Origin of the sequence: Microbacterium sp. NPDC056569 (assembly GCF_042793475.1) — a bacterium.
Taxonomy (GTDB): domain Bacteria; phylum Actinomycetota; class Actinomycetes; order Actinomycetales; family Microbacteriaceae; genus Microbacterium.
On record NZ_JBHTUV010000001.1, the window covers coordinates 431736 to 451708 of the forward strand.

General features: G+C 70.2%; 21 protein-coding genes. 8 read left to right on the forward strand and 13 right to left on the reverse strand.

Features of this window, described 5'->3' with window-relative positions; translation table 11 throughout:
- Nucleotides 1–3 precede the first annotated feature (3 nt).
- The 4 genes from ACFQ7C_RS01730 to ACFQ7C_RS01745 are packed head-to-tail and all read left to right on the forward strand — an operon-like array spanning nucleotide 4 to nucleotide 3780.
- Nucleotides 4–1851, forward strand: coding sequence for a bifunctional sugar phosphate isomerase/epimerase/4-hydroxyphenylpyruvate dioxygenase family protein (locus ACFQ7C_RS01730; protein ID WP_378897090.1), 1848 nt, complete (start codon nucleotides 4–6; stop codon nucleotides 1849–1851).
- Nucleotides 1848–2150 (forward strand): Dabb family protein, encoded by a 303-nt coding sequence (locus ACFQ7C_RS01735; protein ID WP_378897092.1) that lies wholly within the window; start codon nucleotides 1848–1850, stop codon nucleotides 2148–2150. Before ACFQ7C_RS01730 ends, ACFQ7C_RS01735 begins: the two co-directional genes overlap by 4 nt.
- Nucleotides 2147–3079 (forward strand): shikimate dehydrogenase, encoded by a 933-nt coding sequence (locus ACFQ7C_RS01740; RefSeq protein ID WP_378897095.1) that lies wholly within the window; start codon nucleotides 2147–2149, stop codon nucleotides 3077–3079. Before ACFQ7C_RS01735 ends, ACFQ7C_RS01740 begins: the two co-directional genes overlap by 4 nt.
- Nucleotides 3076–3780 carry a TetR family transcriptional regulator gene (locus ACFQ7C_RS01745; protein ID WP_378897098.1) on the forward strand — a complete coding sequence of 235 codons (705 nt, stop codon included), beginning with the start codon at nucleotides 3076–3078 and terminating at the stop codon, nucleotides 3778–3780. Before ACFQ7C_RS01740 ends, ACFQ7C_RS01745 begins: the two co-directional genes overlap by 4 nt.
- On the opposite strand, the gene ACFQ7C_RS01750 is transcribed toward ACFQ7C_RS01745, so the two are convergent.
- The 5 genes from ACFQ7C_RS01750 to ACFQ7C_RS01770 form a co-directional block, all read right to left on the reverse strand.
- Entirely contained in the window at nucleotides 3757–4527 is a 771-nt protein-coding gene (locus ACFQ7C_RS01750) for an IclR family transcriptional regulator (protein ID WP_378897101.1), read from the reverse strand. The genes ACFQ7C_RS01745 and ACFQ7C_RS01750 overlap by 24 nt on opposite strands.
- A 3-nt stretch (nucleotides 4528–4530) precedes the next feature.
- Nucleotides 4531–5271 (reverse strand): IclR family transcriptional regulator, encoded by a 741-nt coding sequence (locus ACFQ7C_RS01755; protein WP_378897103.1) that lies wholly within the window; start codon nucleotides 5269–5271, stop codon nucleotides 4531–4533.
- 206 nt (nucleotides 5272–5477) lie between these two features.
- Nucleotides 5478–6443 carry a ThuA domain-containing protein gene (locus ACFQ7C_RS01760; protein WP_378897106.1) on the reverse strand — a complete coding sequence of 322 codons (966 nt, stop codon included), beginning with the start codon at nucleotides 6441–6443 and terminating at the stop codon, nucleotides 5478–5480.
- 127 nt (nucleotides 6444–6570) lie between these two features.
- Nucleotides 6571–7728 (reverse strand): DUF4232 domain-containing protein, encoded by a 1158-nt coding sequence (locus ACFQ7C_RS01765; RefSeq protein ID WP_378897108.1) that lies wholly within the window; start codon nucleotides 7726–7728, stop codon nucleotides 6571–6573.
- A 49-nt stretch (nucleotides 7729–7777) separates the two neighbouring features.
- Nucleotides 7778–8410 carry a hypothetical protein gene (locus tag ACFQ7C_RS01770; protein ID WP_378897111.1) on the reverse strand — a complete coding sequence of 211 codons (633 nt, stop codon included), beginning with the start codon at nucleotides 8408–8410 and terminating at the stop codon, nucleotides 7778–7780.
- Between the two features lie 385 nt (nucleotides 8411–8795).
- Here ACFQ7C_RS01770 and ACFQ7C_RS01775 point away from each other — a divergent pair, with 385 nt between their 5' ends.
- The 4 genes from ACFQ7C_RS01775 to ACFQ7C_RS01790 all read left to right on the forward strand — a co-directional run bounded on the left by ACFQ7C_RS01775 (nucleotide 8796) and on the right by ACFQ7C_RS01790 (nucleotide 13342).
- Nucleotides 8796–10244: an aldehyde dehydrogenase family protein gene (locus tag ACFQ7C_RS01775; RefSeq protein WP_378897113.1), complete on the forward strand. Its 1449-nt coding sequence runs from the start codon at nucleotides 8796–8798 to the stop codon at nucleotides 10242–10244.
- Entirely contained in the window at nucleotides 10244–11563 is a 1320-nt protein-coding gene (lhgO, locus tag ACFQ7C_RS01780; RefSeq protein ID WP_378897115.1) for an L-2-hydroxyglutarate oxidase, read from the forward strand. The genes ACFQ7C_RS01775 and lhgO overlap by 1 nt, the downstream gene beginning before the upstream one ends.
- A gap of 10 nt (nucleotides 11564–11573) precedes the next feature.
- Nucleotides 11574–12014, forward strand: a complete 441-nt coding sequence (locus tag ACFQ7C_RS01785) for a flavodoxin domain-containing protein (RefSeq protein ID WP_378897118.1) — start codon at nucleotides 11574–11576, stop codon at nucleotides 12012–12014.
- An 83-nt stretch (nucleotides 12015–12097) separates the two neighbouring features.
- Nucleotides 12098–13342, forward strand: a complete 1245-nt coding sequence (locus ACFQ7C_RS01790) for an MFS transporter (protein ID WP_378897391.1) — start codon at nucleotides 12098–12100, stop codon at nucleotides 13340–13342.
- A 149-nt stretch (nucleotides 13343–13491) separates the two neighbouring features.
- Here ACFQ7C_RS01790 and ACFQ7C_RS01795 read toward each other — a convergent pair whose 3' ends face one another.
- The 8 genes from ACFQ7C_RS01795 to ACFQ7C_RS01830 form a co-directional block, all read right to left on the reverse strand.
- Nucleotides 13492–13779, reverse strand: coding sequence for a putative quinol monooxygenase (locus ACFQ7C_RS01795; RefSeq protein WP_378897119.1), 288 nt, complete (start codon nucleotides 13777–13779; stop codon nucleotides 13492–13494).
- The gene (locus tag ACFQ7C_RS01800; RefSeq protein WP_378897121.1) at nucleotides 13776–14828 is read right to left on the reverse strand and encodes a hypothetical protein; all 1053 of its coding nucleotides are present in this window, start codon (nucleotides 14826–14828) and stop codon (nucleotides 13776–13778) included. Before ACFQ7C_RS01800 ends, ACFQ7C_RS01795 begins: the two co-directional genes overlap by 4 nt.
- A gap of 13 nt (nucleotides 14829–14841) precedes the next feature.
- On the reverse strand, nucleotides 14842–15309 hold the full coding sequence (locus ACFQ7C_RS01805; RefSeq protein WP_378897124.1) for a heme-binding protein: 468 nt from the start codon (nucleotides 15307–15309) through the stop codon (nucleotides 14842–14844).
- 1 nt (nucleotide 15310) lies between these two features.
- A complete protein-coding gene (locus tag ACFQ7C_RS01810; RefSeq protein WP_378897127.1) occupies nucleotides 15311–16111 on the reverse strand; it encodes an alpha/beta fold hydrolase in 801 nt (266 codons plus the stop codon).
- Between the two features lie 70 nt (nucleotides 16112–16181).
- Complete coding sequence (locus tag ACFQ7C_RS01815) at nucleotides 16182–16658, reverse strand: VOC family protein (protein WP_378897129.1); 477 nt, start codon at nucleotides 16656–16658, stop codon at nucleotides 16182–16184.
- Entirely contained in the window at nucleotides 16655–17536 is an 882-nt protein-coding gene (locus ACFQ7C_RS01820; protein WP_378897131.1) for a fumarylacetoacetate hydrolase family protein, read from the reverse strand. Before ACFQ7C_RS01820 ends, ACFQ7C_RS01815 begins: the two co-directional genes overlap by 4 nt.
- A gap of 11 nt (nucleotides 17537–17547) precedes the next feature.
- Nucleotides 17548–19035: an NAD-dependent succinate-semialdehyde dehydrogenase gene (locus tag ACFQ7C_RS01825; protein ID WP_378897134.1), complete on the reverse strand. Its 1488-nt coding sequence runs from the start codon at nucleotides 19033–19035 to the stop codon at nucleotides 17548–17550.
- Nucleotides 19032–19970, reverse strand: coding sequence for a VOC family protein (locus tag ACFQ7C_RS01830; RefSeq protein WP_378897136.1), 939 nt, complete (start codon nucleotides 19968–19970; stop codon nucleotides 19032–19034). The genes ACFQ7C_RS01825 and ACFQ7C_RS01830 overlap by 4 nt, the downstream gene beginning before the upstream one ends.
- Nucleotides 19971–19973 lie beyond the last annotated feature (3 nt).

Sequence of the window (19973 nt, forward strand, 5' to 3'; positions counted from 1 at the left end):
GTCATGCGCACGTCGATCGCGACGGTCTGCCTGAGCGGCACGCTCGACGAGAAGCTCCTCGCGGCGCACGCAGCGGGCTTCGACGGGGTCGAGATCTTCGAGCCCGATCTCGTCGCGTCACCGGACTCCCCTGAGGCGATCCGCGGTCGTGCCGCCGAACTCGGGCTGTCGCTCGACCTGTACCAGCCGTTCCGCGATTTCGAGGGCGTGGGACCCGAACTGCTCGAGCAGAACCTCCACCGCGCCGCGGCGAAGTTCGCGCTGATGAACCGGCTCGGCATCGAGACGATGCTGCTGTGCAGCAACGTCGCGACGGCGCGCAGCGGTGACGAGCAGCTCGCCGCTGCCCAGCTGAGGCTGCTGGGCGGGGTCGCGGAGCAGTTCGGGGTGCGCGTCGCCTACGAGGCTCTCGCCTGGGGCCGCTTCGTCGACAGCTACGAGGCCGCGGCGCGCATCGTCCGCCTCGCGGACCATCCACGCATCGGCCTGTGCCTCGACAGCTTCCACATCCTCTCCAAGGGGCACAACCCCGAGGCCATCGAGACCATCGCCGCCGACCGGATCTTCTTCGTGCAGATGGCCGACGCCCCTCTGCTCTCCCTCGACGTGCTCTCCTGGAGCCGGCACCACCGCCTCTTCCCCGGCGAGGGCGCCTTCGACCTGGCCACCTTCATGGGACACCTCGTTCGCACGGGCTACGACGGCCCGGTCTCGCTGGAGGTCTTCAACGACACCTTCCGGCAGTCCGACCCCATCGCCACGGCCGTCGATGCGCGGCGGTCGCTCCGATGGCTGGAGCACGAGACCGCCGCAGCACTCGGAACCCGCGCCGGCGGCCGCGCCGCGCGGATGTCGACGGAGGCGCTCCCCGAGGTGGATCCCCCCGCCGACATCAACTACGTGGAGCTCCGCACCGGCGAGCTCGCCGAGCTGCGCCGGCTGCTGGCGCAGCTCGGCTTCCGCTCCCACGGGGAGCACCGCACGAAGGACGTCGAGCTCTGGACCCAGGGCGCTGCCCGCGTGGTGCTCGGCGCACCGGATTCGGCGCACGCACAGCCGACGGTGGCGGGAGTCGGCCTCTCGGTAGCGGACCCCGCGCTCGCGGCGCGACGGGCGCGGGAGCTCTTCTCTCCCGAGGTCCCCCGCGAGGAGGCTGCGGGCGAGGAGACCCTCGTCGGCGTCCGGGCGCCCGACGGGTCGGAGGTGTTCTTCGGCGTGGCGGGCGGCGCAGAGCCGAAGTGGGTGGGCGAGTTCCGCCCACCGGATGCCGCGGACGCCGCGCTGATCGATCGCGTGGACCACGTCAACCTCGCCCAGCCGTGGCAGCACTTCGATGCCGCCGTGCTGTTCTTCCGCTCAGTGCTGGACCTGTCCGCCGAAGCGACGATCGAGGTGGCCGCACCGGTCGGCCTCGTGCGCAGCCAGGTCCTCCACAGCTCCAACGGCGTCCTGCGCATCGCGCTGAATCTGGTGCCGTCCGGCGCCGCGGAGGACGCGATCCTGCCGCAGCACATCGCGTTCGCGACGCGAGACGCCCTCGCCCTCGCGAGGACGGCACGCGAACGCGGGTTCCAGCCGCTCGACATCCCCGCCAACTATTACGACGACCTCGAGGCGCGCTATCAGATCGACCCCGACCTGCTGGCCGAGCTCCGCGAGCTGAACGTCATGTACGACAGAGACGAATCCGGAGAGTTCTTGCACTTCTACACCCACCCCGTCGGCACGGTGTTCCTCGAGATCGTGGAGCGCCGGGAGGGCTACGCCGGGTACGGCGCCCTCAACGCACCGATCCGGCTCGCCGCCCAGTACCAGCATCGCCGCAACACGAGCCGGGGAGTCGACGCGTGATCCGACACGTCGCGGTGTTCCGGTTCGTGCCGGAGTTCACCGTCGCGCAGCGTGAGAGCTGGATGGCGATGCTGCGACGGCTGCCCGAGCAGATCCCGCAGCTGCGGAGCATGAGCGTCGGCACCGACGTGCTGGGCGGACCAGCCTCGCACGAGCTCGCAATCGTCGCCGACTTCGACGATCTCGACGGACTCGAGGCCTACACCCGGCATCCGGCGCACGTCGAGGTGCTGCGGGTGTCGGCTCCGGTGAAGGCGTCGCTCGCGACCGTCGACTTCGAGATCGCGGACCCGTCATGAACGACGGGACCGACGTGCGCGACCGGGACGGCGCCCGGCAGGACCGGCACTACCTCGTCGGCCTCATCGGCGAAGGCATCCAAGAGTCGTTGACTCCCCCGATGCACGAGGCGGAGGCGCGCGCGATGGGGCTCGAATACGAGTACCGCATCTTCGACCTCATCGAGCTCGGCCGGCCCGCCACCGACGTGGGGGCGCTCCTCGCCGAGGCGAGGGAGGCGGGGTTCGCCGCCATGAACATCACCCATCCGTGCAAGCAGCTCGTCCTCGATCTCGTCGACGAACTCGATACGGATGCTGCGAACCTGCGCGCCGTGAACCTCGTGGTGTTCGACGGGGATCGCCTCGTGGGCTACAACACCGACTGGATGGGCTATCGCGACGGTCTCGTCGTGGGTCTGCCCGGCGCCTCCCTCGACAGGGTCGTGCAGCTGGGCTGCGGCGGAGCGGGCGCGGCGACCGCGTACGCCCTGCTGTCCCTGGGCGCCAAAATGCTCCAGCTGTCGGACGTCGACCCGGCGCGGGCGCGGGACCTCGCCACGCGCATGGGAGCGCTGTTCCCGGAGCAGGACGTGTCCACCCTCACGTCCGGCGCGCTCCCGCAGGGCATCGCCGCCGCGACGGGAGTCGTCCACGCGACCCCGCTGGGGATGCTCCACCACCCCGGCGTCGCCTTCGACATCGACCTCCTGCGTCCGGGCACCTGGGTGTCCGACGTGGTGTACCGGCCACTCGAGACCGAGCTCATCCGGCAGGCGGGCCGGCGCGGGCACCCCGTCCTCCACGGCGGACCGATGGCCGTGGGCCAGGCCTGCGCCAGCCTCCGCATCATCACGGGTCTGGCTCCGGATCGTGAAAGAATGCAGCGGCACTTCCGTCTGCTCATCAGTGCCGAGGAGCAGGCAGGCGCGGGAAAGGGCGGGCTATGAGCGGTCAGCTGAGCGACGTGCGAGAGGGTGCGGGCACGGACAGGGCGGTGCGCACCCGCGGAGACATCCTGCGTGTCGCGACCGAGGAGTTCGCCGCGAACGGCTACGCCGGGGCGCGCGTGGACGAGATCGCGGCGCGCACGCGCACGACCAAGCGGATGATCTACTACTACTTCGGGTCGAAGGGGGGCTTGTACCTCGCGGTGCTGGAGCAGGTGTACGCGCAGATCCGCCGCGTCGAACGAGGCATTCAGATCGACGAGCTGTCGCCGGATGAGGCCCTGCGCACCATTGCGGAAGCCACGTACGACCACCACACGACCCATCCGGCTTTCATCCAGCTGGTCAGCATCGAGAACATCCATCGCGCCGAGCATCTGCGTCAGTCCGAGACCATCCTCCGAGAGAACGCGACGGCGATCACGCTGCTCGAAGACGTCATCGAGAGGGGCGTCGCAGCCGGCATCTTCCGCGACGACATCGACGCCGTCGACGTCCACATGGTCATCAGCGCCTACGCGTGCTTCCACGTCGCCAACCGGCACACGTTCGCGGCCATCTTCGACCGCGACATGCTCGATCCGGCACTCCAGGATTCGCACCGCCGGCTGATCGGCGACATGATCGTGGCCACGATGACCGATCGCGCCGCCGCGGACGCCGGCTCGCGAGAGGCGTCAGGCGGACGCCGCTCCGGCTGACGCCAGCCGGCGCGCCAGGGCAGTGGCGGCCGCGCGGACGGCGGGAGCGACCCTGTCCGGGTCGAAGCGGTCCGCACATCCCGACACCGACAGGGCGCCCGCCAGCCCGCCGCCGGGCGCGAACACCGCGATCGCCGTGCACGACAGACTCGCGGCGAACTCGCGCACCTCGGCGGCGAGCGAACCCCGGCGGATCTCGGCGAGCTGACGCTGCAGTTCGGCGGGATCCGTGATCGTCTGCGGCGTGCATGCCTCGAGACCCGAGCCGAGGACGTCGGTCACCTCCGCGGGCACCGCGTGTGCCAGCGCCGCCTTCCCGAGCGCCGTCGCGTGGACCGGCAGCCGCGCTCCGGTGCGGACGATCGGGGCCGCGGCGGAGGGGCTGCGCATGACCGCGATGCAGACCATCTCGCCGCCGTCCCGGATGGCCAGGTGGACGTTCTCGCCCGTTCGATTCCTGAGGTCCGCCATCACCGGCAGCGCGGCCATCCGGAGTTCGCGCGGCTGCTCCGCGAGCTGCCCGAGTTCGAAAAGGCGCAGCCCCAGATGGATGAGCCTGCCGTCGCGTTCGAGGTACCGCTGCCGGACCAGGGTGCTCACGAGTCGCGACACGGTCGACTTCGGAAGGCCGGCGCGGGTCGCGAGCTCCGAGATCCTCAGCCCGCTGTCCTCCTGGTCGAACGCCTCGAGGATGCGGGTCATGCGGTCGAGGACGCCCAGCCCGTCGTCGGCGGCGGAGGCCCGCATGGATCAGGCGACCTGGAGCGCCAGGCGGTGCGTCAGCGCGAGGGCGGCGTGGCGGACGAGCGGCGCCATCCGCTTCGGATCCATGTCCGTCACGGGGCCGGCCACCGAGATCGCCGCCACCGGCAGGCGGTCCGGCGACAGCACGGGGCTGGCGACGCCGACGACCCCGGCGAACGTCTCGCAGAGGTCGATCGCGACGAAGTCCGTCCGCACCGAGGTGAGTTCCTTCTCGAACGCGTGGCGCCGGTGCGGCTCGAGTCCGCCGATCACCTTCCCGAGGACGATGTCGTCCTGAGTGAAAGCCAGCACGGCCTTTCCGAGCGCTGTCGTCGCGGAGGGAACCCGGACTCCCGCGCGCGACGGCACCGGCCGCAGCCGGCCTCTCACGGAGACCACCGACAGCATGTCGCGCCCCTCGTGCACCGCGACGTTGAGATGCTCCCCGGTGGCGTTGAAGAGCTCCGCCAGCACCGGCAGCGCGGCCACGGTGAGACGACGGGGGGTGCTGGCGCGCGCGCCCAGCTCGAACAGCCGCAGCCCGATGACGACGCCCTCTTCGGAGCGTGTGAGATATCGCTGCCGGACGAGGTCGCCGACGAGACGCGACACGGTGGACTTCGGTATGCCCGTGGCCAGCGCGAGCTGGGTGATGGTCGTGGAGCCGTGCGACTCGCGGACCGTGTCGAGGATGGCGAGGATCCGGTCGAGCACGGACACCGGCTCGTCTCTGAGAGCGGATCGCATGAGTGCAGTATCCGTCGCCCCGGGATGCCCGGCAAGCGTTGACCGAATGACCGGGCCTTCGGTTCCGCTCAGTGGGACAGACGTCCGCCTTCGACCGCGAGCCGCACGGGAGGAAGTGACTCCGGCGGGGACGGGTGAGGGCCCGGACTCGTCGATTCGACGTGTCCGGGCCCTCATTTCGAGCTGTCTCAGACGGATGCTGCGGGTCAGGCCGCGCAGAAGGGCTTGATGCCCATCGCGCTCTCGAGACCCTCCATCACGTGCTGCTTGAAGAACTCGTCACCGGCGAGCGGTGCCGACGTCCATGCCGCGGCGTCGTGGCCGAGCGTGGTGAGCCACGCGCGTCCGCCGTCGTAGTACTGGCACCAGCTGACCGGGTGGGACTCTCCGTGGCCGGCCGGGGTGGCCTCGCTCGTCGCCTTGTCGACCTCGAGCAGGACGTTCACGAAGCTGGGGTACGGCACCAGGTTGTACCACTCGTCCTTGAACGCCCAGGTCGACGGCATGAAGGACGTCGACACGTCCTTGTTGTTGATCGTCTCGACCGTGCCGTCGCGGTTCGGCCCGTGGTTGTAGAAGTTCGCGCCGCCCAGCAGACCCTCGTAGTAGGGCCAGTGGTACTCGGCACCGAAGGCGTTGTGGATGCCGACGAAGCCGCCACCGCCGCGGATGTACTGCATCAGCGTCGTCTGGGCCGAGTCGTCGAGCGTGTCACGGTTGGAGCTGAGGAACACCACGGCCTGGTAGTTGTTCAGGCGGAACTGCGCCAGATCCTCGGTGTAGTCCACCGCGATCCCCCGCTCCTCTGCCCATGCCTTGAGCGCGGCCTGCGCGACGTTGTTGGCGTTCAGCGGCGGGTTCAGGCCGGGTCCGAGCGCGGTGCCCAGGTGTGCGTGCCGGGGACCCGCCGTGCGGCTCCAGATGAGGATGCGCTTCTGCTCGCCCTCCGTCCAGCCGTTGCCCCACTCGTTGTAGCAGGTGGGATCCGTGCCGCGGCAGACGCCGTAGTCCTTGATCTCGTCGAGGTAGATCTGACTCGCGGTGGCGGGCTGGCCACCGAGGCCGTTCCCGTTCCCCTTGCCGGGATTCATGGCCGCTCCCCCGACCACCAAGCCCGCGCCGAGCGCCGCCGCGGCGACGAGTGCGACTCCGGAGCGTATGAGCGATTTCATGTGATCTCCTTTGATCCGTTCGTGCTGGGACCTCGGGTGCGTCGTGCACGATCGCCCGGGTCGGCAGCGAATCTAGGCGCAGCGGATTCGGCGCGGCAACGCGCGTCCCACCCAGTAAGCCGAGGCGTCAGCCTCCGATGGGGTCGCGAGGGTGCCAGGCGGTGACGTGGACGGTCGTGCCGGGGATGATGTCCAGCGAGACATCCCAGGTGAGGCGGGTCGCGCCGGGATATGCCGCGGCCCAGAGACTGCGGGCGGCGAGCTGTCCGTGCACCGAATTGGCATCCCACCCGATGACGGCGGACACGGCGTCGCCCGGCTCGAGGGTGATCGGCGCCGGGCCGGGGTCTTGCGCCATGAACGAAGAACCGTGGTCGACTGTCACCTCCAGCAGGTGCCCGTTCTGGTCGCCGTAGGCGACATCCGGATACCCGTTGACGGTGCACGGCGCGTCCGAGGTGTTCACCAGTTGCAGCGTCTGTCCGCGGTGCCCCGTTGCGGCGTCGGCGGCCGGGGCCAGGATCGTCGTGTTCTCCGCCGTGCAGGCCCCGTCGGCGGGCGGGGCGCCGGCAGGTGCGACGGCCGGGACCGGGTCGCCGGCCGCGGCCGGATCGGGGGGTGCGGCGCCGTCCGGATCGGCGGCGGCCTGCGCGTCAGCCTGCTCCTGGCGCAGCTGTTCCTGCGCGGCGGCGTGGCCGGCCTGCGCGGCGAAGGGAAGAGCGATCGCCGCGACGACGGCGACGATGACCACTGCAATGGTGGACGTCGAGACTCGCGAGCGGCGCGGGGGCGCAGCATCCGTCCCCGCGCCCTGTTCCGTCTCGAAGCGCTGTCCGCTCCGCAGTCGCATCGTCACCAGAGCCGGGATCCATCCCACGAGGACCGCCCACCATACGGTGAGGGGTGCGGCACCCATGGTTCCGAGCGCGCCCCGGACTCCGAACCGACCGATCCAGACGAAGAAGTTCCCGAGGTCCAGGCTCGCGCCGATCAGGAACGCGCTGAGGATCGCGGCCAGCCAGCCTGCGGCGAACGTGAATCGCCCGCCGGGAGTGAGCCATGTGGCGAGCACGGCATACCCGGCGATGAGCGCGGCCGCGGTCAGCACCTGCACGATCACCGCCCAAAGAGCGGGCGGGCCGAACACGCCATAGCGCATCGGCGAGGGTATGAGCTGGCTCAGGGTCGCCAGGCTCCCACCCGCACCCTGCAGCACCAGCGGCGTCCAGCCGAACACGAACCACAAGACGGCGAGCACGGCGCCGCCGATCAGGCCACGACGCATCCTTCTCCTCTGATCGGTGACAAGCGAGATCGCGGGCCCTCTGACGGCTTCAGCCGCCCGGACCGGTCGGGTCGATCGGCGCGCCGTCGCCGTTCTCGGGCAGATCGCCGCGCTCGACGGGCGCTGTGGGACGCATGGGCGCGTCGGAGAAGAGCAGCTCGAGTTCGGCTGCCGACGGCACATGGACGGCCTGCGCTGCGGCCAGCAGATCGGCGCGGGGCGCATCCACCCCGCTCACGCGGACGAACGAGCCGTCCTGCACCGCGACGTACTCATGGGCGTCCCCCGCCGACCGATGCCACACGCCGTTCTTCTCCGTGCACGTCACCGCCGCATCGGCCGCCTCCTCGAGCGGGGTCGCCGCACACGTCTGGGGTGTGAACTCCCCTCGATCGGTGCGGATCGTCAGCATCCCGGCCGTGCTCGAGTTGAACCACGTCGCCGACATCCCGTCGGAGTTGCTCGGCCCGACCGACTGCGGCGCCAGGTCGTATCCGTCGACCGCGGTCGTGAAGACGAGTTCGGGCGCGATGCCGAGGCTGCTCGCACTCTCGGCGATGCGGGCCGGATCGGCGGAAGCCGGCTCCCCGTCGGCACCCGTCGCACACGCGGTGGCCGTGACCGCGATGGCGGCAGCGATCACCGTGCTCGCGGCCATGCGGGCGGACGTGGATCGACGCATGATCGGATCCTGCCATGCCCGGTCCGCTCCCGCATCTTCGAACCGCTGCCATTGAAAGACGAAAACTCATTCTGAACAGGGATTTTCATGGCGGTGGCGGTAGGAGTTGAGCCCATCCTGGGTGACATTTCGTGGATGTCTACGACCATGTCACCGTTGATCTTCTGCGGCTCTCGCCCTTTCGTTCATCCGCCTCAAGGGTGTTCGCTGACTCGACCCGCGTTCCGCACGCGAACGGGCCCGACACCGGACCCGACCCTGAGCGGACGACAATCAAGGGTTGCGAATCGCGCGCAGTCGCTGCGTTGCCGCCCCCGACGACGCTGGACGATGCTGGGAAGAGCCTCCGCAACAGGACACACCGCAGAGGCGTCTGGAGGATCCTGTGAGCAACACCGTCAGTCCCAACCTCGTGGAGGGTCGCTTCTCGACCGATGCGTCAGGTGACCCGATCGAGGTGCGCGACCCCGCGACCGGCGACCTCGTCGGGCTGGTCCCGGGGATGGGGCCGGTCGACGTCGATGCGGTGCTCGACGCCGCCGTGCGCGGCGCGAGGACGTGGCGCGCGACCGGGCCGATCGAGCGCGGTCGGGTGCTGCTCGACGCGGCGGCTCTCATTCGGAAGGATGCTGCGGACCTGACTGCGCTCATCGTCACCGAGATGGGCAAGACCACCGCCGAGGCGCGGGGCGAGGTGGGCAAGGCGGCCGAGTTCTTCGAGTACTACGGCGGACTCGGACGCGCGCCCTTCGGCGAGCTCATCCCCGACTCCCGCCCCGGCACCTTCGCGCTGCAGAAGCGCGAGCCGATCGGCGTCGTGCTGCTCATCACGCCGTGGAACGACCCGCTCCTCACCCCCGCCCGCAAGATGGCGCCCGCACTCATCTCGGGCAACGCCGTCGTGATCAAGCCCGCGACCGAGACGCCGCTCATCACGCTGCGGCTCGCCGAGATCCTGCACCGCGCGGGTGTGCCCGACGGCGTGCTGGGCACCGTGACCGGACGGGGCTTCGTCATCGGCGATGCGCTCGCGACCGACCGGCGGCTCGCAGCGGTGTCGTTCACCGGCTCGACCGTCGTCGGCCTGGACCTGCAGCGCAAGCTCGCGGGAAGCAGCATCCGTGTCCAGACCGAGATGGGCGGCAAGAACGCGGCTGTCGTGCTCGACGACGCCGACCTCGATCTCGTCGTTCCGGTGCTGATGGCCGGCGCGTTCGGGCAGGCCGGCCAGCGCTGCACGGCGACCAGCCGCCTCATCGTGCAGCGGGGCGTCGCGGCCGAGCTGCGGGCTCGGGTCGCGGCATCCGTCGAAGCCCTCCGCGTCGGAGCGGGTGGCGCCGATGGCATCGACGTCGGACCGGTGGTCAGCCGCGCCGCGCAGCGCGACATCGCGGACCGGGTGGATGCCGCGCTCGGCGAAGGCGCCACCGTCATCGCCCGCGCGGCGCTGGCCGACGGGCTCGCCGAGCGCGGCGCGTTCGTCGAGCCGGTGTTCGTGGCGTTCGACCGCGACAACAGCCTGTGGCGGGACGAGGTCTTCGGTCCGGTGCTCGGCATGATCGAGGTCGACACACTCGACGAGGCGATCGAAGCGGTCAACGACTCGCCGTACGGCCTCTCGAGCGCCGTCTACACGCGGAGTCTCGACGCCGCGTTCCGCTTCGTGGACGAGGTCGACACCGGGCAGGTCTCGGTCAATCAGCCGACGAGCGGGTGGGACATCCACCAGGCGTTCGGCGGGTTCAAGGAGTCGGGCTCGCCCTTCAAGGAGCAGGGCCTCGAGGCGCTGCGCTTCTACACGCGGGTGAAGACCGCGGCCGTGAGGACCCACTGATGGCCCTTCGACAGGCTCGGGGACCGGCGACCCGGCGGACCGGGATCATCGGCGGCGGCATCGTGGGCGTTGCCCTGGCCCGTGCCCTGAGCGCGCGGGGCGATGAGGTCACGGTGCTCGAGAAGGAGAGCCGGCTGTCGCAGCACCAGACCGGGCACAACTCCGGCGTCGTGCACGCGGGCCTGTACTACAAGCCGGGGTCGCTGAAGGCGACGCTGTGCGCGGCCGGGCGGGTGTCGATCCGGGAGTTCTGCGAAGAGAAGGGGCTGCCGTACCGGGAGGTCGGCAAGCTCGTGGTCGCGGTGGACGAGTCCGAACTCGACGCGCTGGCCGAGATCGAGCGGCGCTCGCTCCAGAACGGCGTGCCGGATCTGACCCGCATCGACGACGTCGAGCGGCTGCGCGAGATCGAGCCGCACGTCGCGGGTGTCGCGGCGGTGCACTCGCCGCGCACCGCGGTGGTGGACTACGCCAGCATCACCGAGGCGATGGCGCAGGACGTCCGCGCCGCGGGCGGCGAGGTGCGCCTCGGCCACGAGGTCACCGCGATGACGCTCGAGAACGGCCGGGTGCGAGTCGTCACGCCGGTGTCGGAGGACGTGTTCGACCGGGTCATCGTGTGCGCGGGGCTGCAGTCCGACGTGGTCGCGCGATTCGTCGGCGCCGATCCGTCGCCGAAGATCCTGCCGTTCCGCGGCGAGTACTGGGAGCTCGCACCGTCGCGGACCGACCTGGTGAAGGGCATGATCTACCCGGTGCCCGACCCCCGGTTCCCGTTCCTGGGCGTGCACTTCACGCGCGGCGTCTACGACAACGTGCACGTCGGCCCGAACGCGGTGCCGGCGCTCGCGCGCGAGGGGTACAACTGGCTGCAGTGGTCGGTGAAGGACACGTTCGAGTCCCTCCGCTGGCCGGGCGCGTGGCCGCTCGCGAAGCAGCACTGGCGGATGGGCGTCGACGAGATCTCCGGGTCGCTGATCAAGCCGCTGTACTTCCAGAAGGCGCGCCGGTTCATCCCCGAGCTGCGTTCGTCCGATCTCACCCACAAGCACGGCGCCGGCGTCCGCGCGCAGGCCTGGGGCCGCGCCGGCGAGCTCCTCGACGACTTCGCCGTCGACCAGGTCGGGCCCGTCACGCTGCTGCGCAACGCTCCGTCTCCCGCCGCGACGAGCTCGATCGCGATCGCCGAGTACGTCATCGACCACTACCTCGATGCGCCGCGCACCGGTTCGCCGGGGGCGACGACGGCGGCGACGGATGCTGCGCCCCCGGCCGCGCCCGTCGCGCAGACGTCGGCCGCGGCGAGGGCTGCGGGCTGAGGCATCCGTCATGCGCATCGTCGCCCTCTACGGCACCGAATCGGGCAATGCCGAAGCCGTCGCGGTCGGCATCGCGAAGGCCGTGCCCGGCGTCGAGGTGGTGAACATGGCCGACGCCGGCGTCGACGTCTTCGAGCCGGGAGCGCTGTACCTGATCTCGTGCGCGACGCACGGCGGCGGCGAGCTGCCCGGGTTCGCGCAGTTCCTGCACGACGACCTGCTCGACCTCGCCCCCGACCTCGGCGGCGTGTCGTACGCGATGTTCGGCCTCGGCGACACCTCGTACGACGAGCGCTACAACCGCGGGGCGCACGAGTTCGACGAGCTGCTGAACTCGCTCGGCGCGACGCGGGTCGGACCCTTCGGCGAGCACGACGTCATGACGCGCGCCGACCCTGCCGAGCTCGGCGTGGCGTGGGCGCAGGAGGTCCTCGCCGAGATCCGGCTATGACCGAGCACGCTCCCGGCGAAACGGCGAACGAACCGATGTCGGGTGCAGGACGAACACCCGATCTCGACCCGGGCACGCGGCGGATGCTGTGGCGATTCGCGCCGATGATCTACGGCCCCACGTTGCTGTTCGGACTCGCCGAGGGCGCACTGCTGCCGCTGCTGCCGGTGATCGCCGCATCCCTCGGCGCCGACCTCGCCCAAGCGGCGCTCATCGTCTCGGTGATCGTCGTTGCCAGGCTGATCGGCAACCTGCCCGCGGGGTGGCTGGTCGCGCGGATCGGCGAACGGCGCACGATGGCGATCGCCGGATGCCTCGCCCTGACCGGCGGCGTGGGCGTGCTGGTCGCGCCGGGCGTCGCGGTACTCGCGGCCGCGTCGTTCCTCATCGGCCTGTGCGCGTCGGCATTCGGGCTCGCACGGCACGCGTTCATGACGACGCGTGTGCCCCTGCGCTACCGCGCCCGGGCGCTGTCGGTACTGGGCGGCTCGTTCCGCCTCGGCATGTTCACGGGGCCGTTCATCGCGGCGGGGCTGCTCGCATGGTCGGGCTCGACGGACGCCGCAGTGTGGTTCTTCCTCGCGATGCTCGTGGCCCTCGTGGCGCTCGTCCTCGTCGGCAGCGACCCCGAGGAGCAGCTCGCGACCGAAGGGCTGCTGCCCTCCCACCCGCATGCCGCGCACCCTCCACGGCCGACTCGCACGCCAGCAGCCGCATCGGACGGGGTCTTCCCCACGATGTGGCGCCATCGCGGCGTGCTCGCGCGTGTGGGCCTGCCCGCAGCATCCCTGTCCGGACTCCGCCAGGCCCGCGTCTACCTGCTGCCGCTGTGGGGCGTCTCGCTGGGGCTCGATGCCGAAGCGATCGCTCTCATCGTCGGCCTGACCGGCGCCCTCGAGTTCGCGCTGTTCTACTCGAGCGGCCAGATCATGGACCGCTGGGGGCGGGTGTGGGCATGCGTGCCGGCGATGCTGATGATGGGCGGCGCGTTCGCCGGCCTCGCCTTCACACACGACCTCGACGCGGCGACCGCGTGGTTCGTCGCCGGGGCGGTCGTCGTGGGCGTCGGCAACGGGCTGTCAAGCGGCATCCTGATGACCCTCGGCGCCGACGTCGCTCCGCCCGCGGATCCGGCGCCGTTCCTCGGATCATGGCGGACGCTGACGGATGCTGGAGCCGCCGCCACCCCTCTCCTCATCGCCCTCATCACCGCCGCCACCTCGTTGCCGGCGGCGACCGCGGTCGTCGGCGGGGTCGGGCTCCTGGGCGCAATCGGGTTCGCGGTGTCGGTGCCGCGCTACGTGCCGCACGTCGCTCACGACCGCTGACTGCCGGCCCAACCGGTTCGCACGGCTCGAAGCGTCGCGTGCGTCACCGCGCACGACGGATCGCGTCAGCTGAATCCGGGCGCGGCAGAGTGACCGGTCGTCGAGCGCGCCGCGGGGGGGAGTCGGCGCGCTCGCCGACTGGTGGCTGGTCAGAGGGCGACGGCGACCGCGACCTCGGTCGGGGCGGCGGTCAGGCCGTTCAGTCCGTCGCGCAGCACCTGCACCGGCGCCCCGATGTTGTGGGCGGCGAGCGCCTCGCGCGATGCCCAGCGCTCGACGATCACGATCGTGCCGTCGTCGGCGAGGTGCGGGTCGTACTGCACGCAGCCGTCCTCGGCTCGGATGCCCTCGACTGCCGCGCGAACGGCGGCGGCAGCATCCGTGATCCTTTCCGGATCGGGATGGATGCGGGCCACCACCGTCACCGCTTCGCTCACGCCTCGTTCCCCCACACCATCGTCGCGAAGGTCTCGACGTGCTCGAGCTTCTTGCGCTGCTGCTCGATGCTGAGCGGAGCGTCGCGGTAGTGGATCGGCTGGAAACCGCGGTTGGGCAGCAGTCCGATGCGGTCGTAGTCGTGCTGGTCGAGCGCGACGTCGAGGCGCGCCATCACCGTGTCGACGTCCTCGAGCTCGGGGGCGAACGCGTCGACGATGCCGATGCCGATCTGCTTGTCGTCGGGCACGAGGGTCGGGAGGTTGCGCGCCACGACCGCGTCGGTATGGAACGGGAACGTGAACTTGTCGTAGTCCGACGCGAACAGCCGCTCGGCCCGCGCGACGTCGAGGTCTCCCGCAAGGTCGTCCTCCCAGCCGATCGTGAGGGCGACCTTCTGGTCCTCGTCCTTCTCGAGTCCGGCGACCACCGCGGCGTCGATCGAGAGGGCTTCGTCGAACGACATCTCGCCCACCTCGCCGCCGGCGAGGTAGGTGAAGTAGTCCGGGTTGTCGAACTGCACGAACTTCACGCCGATCTCGAACAGCAGCTCGAGCTCGTCGCGCAGCATCTCGGCGACCACGTCACCCACCGCGGCGGCGCCCGGGTACGCGCGCCGTGCGTCGGGGGTATAGGTGTGCGCCGCGATGTGGGCCGCCGAAGGCAGCTTCACCTTGACGGGGAACCCCGTGTGGTCGAGCAGGAACCGTGCCGCGTCCGTGGCGATCGGCTTGCGCTGCTTCAGCGGGCCGTCGACAGTCCAGGTGCCGAGGCCCGAGGGCTCCATCGCGTCGGGCACGCGGCTGAATCCCGCGACCGATTGCAGCACCGCGCTGCGGTAGTCGCCGTCGCGGAAGTTGCCGTCCGACAGGCACGAGAGCGTCAGGTGACGCTGGAAGGAGATGAACTCAAGGATCGCGTCGTCCTCGACCTGCTGGCGCTCCTCGGCGGTGATCTCGCCGGCGCGGAACTTCTTGCGCGCCTGCTGGATCGAGTCGGGTCGGACGTTGTCGCCGTGGTTGTCGATGCGGTACGAGAAGAGATTGGCCATCGTCGGCGCCTTCCTAGTGCTTGGGGTCGCCGGCGCCCTTGGCCCCGGCCCATTCGTCGAAGTCGGTCTCGTAGCCGAGCTCGGTGAGGATCGACTGCGCGAGGGCCTCGTCCTCCTGCGGCGTGCCGCCCGAGACGCCGACGCCGCCGACGAACTCGCCCTCGCGCTTGAGGGTCACGCCTCCGCCGGTCGCGACGATGGGGAACTGCCCGAGATCGCCGACCTTGCTGAAAAAGACCGGGTCGGACGTCGACCAGCCTTTGAGCATGCCGCTCGGGCGCTGCATGACGGCCGACGTGTACGCCTTCGACAGCGCGATGAGCGGGGTCATCGGGCGGGCGCCGTCGAACCGGCGGATGCTCACGATGAAGCCGCCCGAGTCGACGACGGCGATCGACAGCCCCTTGCCGAGCCGCAGCGCCTCCCGCTCGGCGACCACCATGATCTTCTCGGCGTCGTCCTGCATCACGTTCTTGGGCATTTCAGGCCTCCTTCTGTGCGGCGGCGCCCACGGCGACGGGCGCCAGGGCGTCGACGAGCTTCTTCACGGCTGCGTTGAACTGCTGGGGCCGTTCCCAGTACATGGAGTGCGGGGCATCCGGCACGATCTCGAGGAGCGACCCGTCGATCAGCTCGTGCGCCTTCGTCACCGTCGCGGGGCTCAGCACCGCGTCCTTCTCCCCCGCGAGGAACGCGACGCGGATGCCGGACCCGGCCACATCGGCGGGCGTCGGGCCGTCGCTGGAGAGGTTGCGGAGGTCCTGCATGCGGGCCTTGTTGAACGTGCCCATCTGCGTGAACAGGAAGGTCTTCGCGGCCTCCTCCTCACGGAACCGCTTCGTGAGGAGCCGGTCGATCACCGGGAGCTTCTCCGCCTCGGCGCGGTCCGCCTTCACGAGCGGCGTGACCTCGGGGGCGTCGATCCCCCCGAGCGAGTGCGCGAGGATCACGCCGCGCACGCGCTCGGGCACGCGCAGTGCTGCCTTGAGCGCGGCGGCCGCGCCGATGGACTGGCCGAGGAGCACAGCATCCGTCAGATCCGCATCCTCGATCACCGCGACGATGTCGCCGGGGAAGTTGAGGCTGTCATATGTCGCGTCGGCGTCGGAATTGCCGAAGCCTCGGAGGTCGAGCGTCACGATGGTGTGGCGGTCGCGCAGCGCCGCGACCTGCTGCCACCATGCGGCGTGGTGGCCGCCGGAGCCGTGCACGAAGACGATCGGCGATCCTTCGCCGTGCACCTCGTAGTAGATGGTCGTGCCGTTGTTGTCGACCGTAGGCATGCGTCCCTCCTCGGGGCAGGGTGGTTCGACCGGCCCGCCGCGGACGGCGAGCCGGTGAAGAAAGGTCAGGTCAGGCGGGGCGCTTGCCGTGGTAGACGAGCTCGATCATCGTGTGATCGGGGTCGTGGATGTAGCAGAACTTCGACTGGTTCTCGGGGCGCTCGACCGGACGCGTGTGGCGGATGCCGAGGCTGTCGAGGTGCCCGAGGAAGCCGTCCCAGTCCTCCACCTCCATGGCGAAGTGGTACGGCGCCATGCGGTCCATCTCCTCGACCGGCGTGAAGTGCAGGTCGAAGCGCCCCTTGGTCATGAGCACCACGCGGGTGTTGCTCTTGGGCATGACGCGCTTGAGGCCGAAGACCTTCGTGTACCACTCGACCGTCCGGTCGACGTTGGTCGTCGGGAAGTTGACGTGGTGGATGTACTTCGGCTCGATGCTGCGGCCCTGGTCGTCGAACTTCGGCTCGGGCAGGCTGAAGCCCTTCTCGACGTGGCTCGGACCGGCGGCGGGCTCGGGGGTCGCCTGGGTGGTGTCGGTGGTGCTCATGCGGGCACTCCCTCTCTGTCGGTGCCGGCGGCCTCGCCGACGCTGGTGTCGATGCGGACGCCCTCGGCGACCACGGTGTTGGTGAGCGTTCCGATCCCCGAGATCTCGATGTCGATGACGTCGCCGACATCCATCGGAGTGTTGCCGTCGGCTCCCATCCACAGCACGTCGCCGGGGTGGACGGTGATGTACTTCGTCATCTCGACGAGGAAGTCGTACGGGTCGAAGATCATGTCGCCGGTCTCGAACGATGCATCGACGACGCCGTTGCGCCGCACGGTCGTGATCGACTGCAGCGGATCGACGTCGGTCTCGATCCATGGGCCCATCGGCTTGAACGTGTCGGCGTTCTTGGCGCGCCAGAACGTGCGGTCGGCGTGCTGCCACTCGCGGGCGCTCACGTCGTTGCCGATCGTCCAGCCGAAGACGGCCGCCTTCGCCTCGTCGCGGGTCGCGTGGCGCAGGGTGCGACCGATCACCGCGACCACCTCGGCTTCGGTCTCGAAGCGCCCCTCGACGTCGGCCGGCTTCACGATCGCCGCGCCGTGGCCCACCAGCGCGCTCTGCGCGCGATACCCCACCTCTGGGTGCGGTCCGACCTTCACGGGGTCGTACCCCAGCTCTTCGTGGTGACGGTTGTGCGCCTTGTAGTTGAACCCGGCGGCGTAGAACGTGCCCGGCACGGCCGGCGGCAGCAGCACGACGGAGGAGAGCGGATGCTGCGCCCCCCGCTCATACGCCAGCCACGGGGCACTCGAGATCGCGATGACGACGTCGCCATCAACGATGCCCCAGAACTCATGGCCGTCCGCAGGCTCAGCGCGTTTCGACTCGCTTCGCTCGCTCAACGAGCGGGGGGCGGCTCGTACGTATCGCATCTCGACGATCCTCAGCGCAGCTTGTGCGAGACGCGCTTGGTGATGAGGTACGCCTGCACGCCCTCGGGACCGGACTCCCGGCCGAGGCCGCTCTCCTTCACTCCGCCGGACGGCGCCTCGGTGACCGAGCCGCCGCAGTGGTTGATCGAGAGGATGCCGGCCTCGAACCCGCGCGCGAGCACGTCGGCCGTCGACGCCGACTCGGTGAAGCCGTACGCCGCGAGGCCGAAGGGCAGCGAGTTCGCGATGCGGATCGCCTCGTCGAGATCGGTGAAGGTCGTGATCGGGGCGATGGGGCCGAACGGCTCCTCGCTCATCACCTCGGCGTCCAGCGGCACGTTCGTGAGAATCGTCGGCGCGTAGAAGCAGCCCTTCTCGCCGATGCGGTGCCCGCCGGTGGCGACGATCGCACCGTGGGCCACAGCATCCGTCACCAGTGCGTCGGTGGATTCGACGCGCCTGGCGTTGATGAGCGGGCCCATCGTGACGTCGTCGTCGAGGGGATCGCCCACGACGAGCGCCTCGGCCAGCCGCACCATCTCGGCGGTGAAGGCTTCGGCGATGGATTCGTGGACGAGGAAGCGGCTGGGTGACGTGCACACCTGTCCGGCGTTCGCCCATTTGGCCGCAGACGCGCGGCGCGCGGCCTGGATCGGGTCGGCGTCGGCCGCGACGATGACGGGAGCGTGGCCGCCGAGCTCCATGATCGTCGGCTTCATGAGTCCGCCGGCGCGGGCGTTGAGCTCCTTGCCGACCGGCACGGAGCCGGTGAACGCGATGAGGCGCGTGGTCGGCGAGTCGATGAGGTGCTCGGCGGTCTCGGCGCCGCGGCCGAAGACGAGGTTCAGCACGCCGGCCGGGAGGCCTGCGTCGTGGAACGCCTGCACCAGCGCGCACACCGTGGCGGGCACCTCCTGCGAGGCCTTGATCACGAGGGTGCAGCCGGCGGCGATGGCCGCGGACATCTTGCGCATCGGCGAGCCGGCGGGGAAGTTCCACGGCACGATCGCGCCGACGACGCCGACGGGCTCGTACCGCACCGTGAGCGACGTGTCGACGTCGGTCGGGATGATGCGGCCGTAGAGGCGCCGGGTCTCCTGCGCGCACCACTCGAGCGTGCCCGACACGCGCAGCACCTCGGTCGTGGCATCCTTCACCGGCTTGCCCTGCTCGACGGCCATGAGCCGGCCGATCTCGGGCGCCCGCTCGCGCAGCAGCGCGACGGTCTTCATGAGGATGCGCGCCTTCTCGAACGCCGACGTGTCGCGCCAAGCGGGGAACGCCCGGTCGGCGGCGGCGAGGGCGTCGTCGAGATCGGATGCCTCGGCCCGGGCGACGCGCCCGATCACCGAGTCGTCGACAGGGTTGAGCACCTCGAACGTGCGGCCCTGGGCGCCCTCGCGCCACTCGCCGTCGATGTAGAGGCCGAGCCGGGCGGTCGAGTAGATCTCGGCGGCGCGGGTCGTGGCATCCGTTCGCGTGTCGGCTGCGATGGTCATGGCAGGGCCGTTCCTTCCGACGTGTTGGGCACCGCGGACTCGCGGTTGGTCTCGAGCACCCAGATGTGGTGCGGCGGGGTCTCTTCGTGGACGCGCGTGGGGTACGAGTCGTCGACGCGGTCCATGTCGGCGGCGTACTCGACGCGGCCGCCGGCGGGGCAGTGCACGAAGCGGAAGACGTTCGAGCCGACCGTGTGCCGCCCGAGGCGGCGCGCTTCTCGCCACCCCTTCTGGATCATGTGGTTGCCGCCCTCGATCACATCGTCGAAGCCCGAGACCTCGAACGAGACGTGGTTCGTGCCGGCGCGGTCGGGACGGTGGCACAGCAGGAAGTTGTGCTGGTCGTCGTCGCCCTCGATCTGCATGAACACGCCCATCGGCTTGACGATGTCGACGGCGCGGAAGTTCAGGCGGTCGAGGTAGAAGTCGATCGCCTCGTCCCTTCCGGCCTTCGGGATGTTGAGCGCGACGTGGCACATGCGGATCGGACGGATGTCGGCGATCGGCGTGTGCGGCTGGTTCCAGCGCTCGATGTGGCCGCGGCTGTTGTAGCGGCGCGGGTCGTAGTCGACGTGCTCCGGCGCGGTGACGGCGAGCGCGAGCCCGAACCCCGTCTCGTCGTGCGTGTGGGCGACGCCGTTCTCGTCGACCGTGACCTCGCGGTCGGTGCGGAGATCGGCCACGAGCGCGTCGAGCGCCTCCTGCGTGTCGACGCCCCACACCACCTCGCGGATGCCGGACGTCGATTCGACGGATGCCGGAAGGCTCGGGTCGTCGATGCGCTTGAGCACGAGACGCTGGTCGACCTGCGTGGTGAGCACGACCTCGGCGTCGGTCTTCTCGACGAGCTCGAGGCCGAAATCGACGAAGAACCGCGCGCACTCCTCGAGGTCGTCGACGCCGTACACGACGGATTCGATGCGTTCGATCGACATGCG

Coding starts and splice junctions, on each gene's coding strand:
- ACFQ7C_RS01730 (WP_378897090.1), top strand. CDS start 4: ATGCGCACGTCGATCGCGACGGTCTGCCTGAGCGGCACGCTCGACGAG.
- ACFQ7C_RS01740 (WP_378897095.1), top strand. CDS start 2,147: ATGAACGACGGGACCGACGTGCGCGACCGGGACGGCGCCCGGCAGGAC.
- ACFQ7C_RS01745 (WP_378897098.1), top strand. CDS start 3,076: ATGAGCGGTCAGCTGAGCGACGTGCGAGAGGGTGCGGGCACGGACAGG.
- ACFQ7C_RS01750 (WP_378897101.1), bottom strand. CDS start 4,527: ATGCGGGCCTCCGCCGCCGACGACGGGCTGGGCGTCCTCGACCGCATG.
- ACFQ7C_RS01755 (WP_378897103.1), bottom strand. CDS start 5,271: ATGCGATCCGCTCTCAGAGACGAGCCGGTGTCCGTGCTCGACCGGATC.
- ACFQ7C_RS01760 (WP_378897106.1), bottom strand. CDS start 6,443: ATGAAATCGCTCATACGCTCCGGAGTCGCACTCGTCGCCGCGGCGGCG.
- ACFQ7C_RS01765 (WP_378897108.1), bottom strand. CDS start 7,728: ATGCGTCGTGGCCTGATCGGCGGCGCCGTGCTCGCCGTCTTGTGGTTC.
- ACFQ7C_RS01770 (WP_378897111.1), bottom strand. CDS start 8,410: ATGCGTCGATCCACGTCCGCCCGCATGGCCGCGAGCACGGTGATCGCT.
- lhgO (WP_378897115.1), top strand. CDS start 10,244: ATGGCCCTTCGACAGGCTCGGGGACCGGCGACCCGGCGGACCGGGATC.
- ACFQ7C_RS01785 (WP_378897118.1), top strand. CDS start 11,574: ATGCGCATCGTCGCCCTCTACGGCACCGAATCGGGCAATGCCGAAGCC.
- ACFQ7C_RS01790 (WP_378897391.1), top strand. CDS start 12,098: ATGCTGTGGCGATTCGCGCCGATGATCTACGGCCCCACGTTGCTGTTC.
- ACFQ7C_RS01800 (WP_378897121.1), bottom strand. CDS start 14,828: ATGGCCAATCTCTTCTCGTACCGCATCGACAACCACGGCGACAACGTC.
- ACFQ7C_RS01805 (WP_378897124.1), bottom strand. CDS start 15,309: ATGCCCAAGAACGTGATGCAGGACGACGCCGAGAAGATCATGGTGGTC.
- ACFQ7C_RS01810 (WP_378897127.1), bottom strand. CDS start 16,111: ATGCCTACGGTCGACAACAACGGCACGACCATCTACTACGAGGTGCAC.
- ACFQ7C_RS01815 (WP_378897129.1), bottom strand. CDS start 16,658: ATGAGCACCACCGACACCACCCAGGCGACCCCCGAGCCCGCCGCCGGT.
- ACFQ7C_RS01820 (WP_378897131.1), bottom strand. CDS start 17,536: ATGCGATACGTACGAGCCGCCCCCCGCTCGTTGAGCGAGCGAAGCGAG.
- ACFQ7C_RS01825 (WP_378897134.1), bottom strand. CDS start 19,035: ATGACCATCGCAGCCGACACGCGAACGGATGCCACGACCCGCGCCGCC.
- ACFQ7C_RS01830 (WP_378897136.1), bottom strand. CDS start 19,970: ATGTCGATCGAACGCATCGAATCCGTCGTGTACGGCGTCGACGACCTC.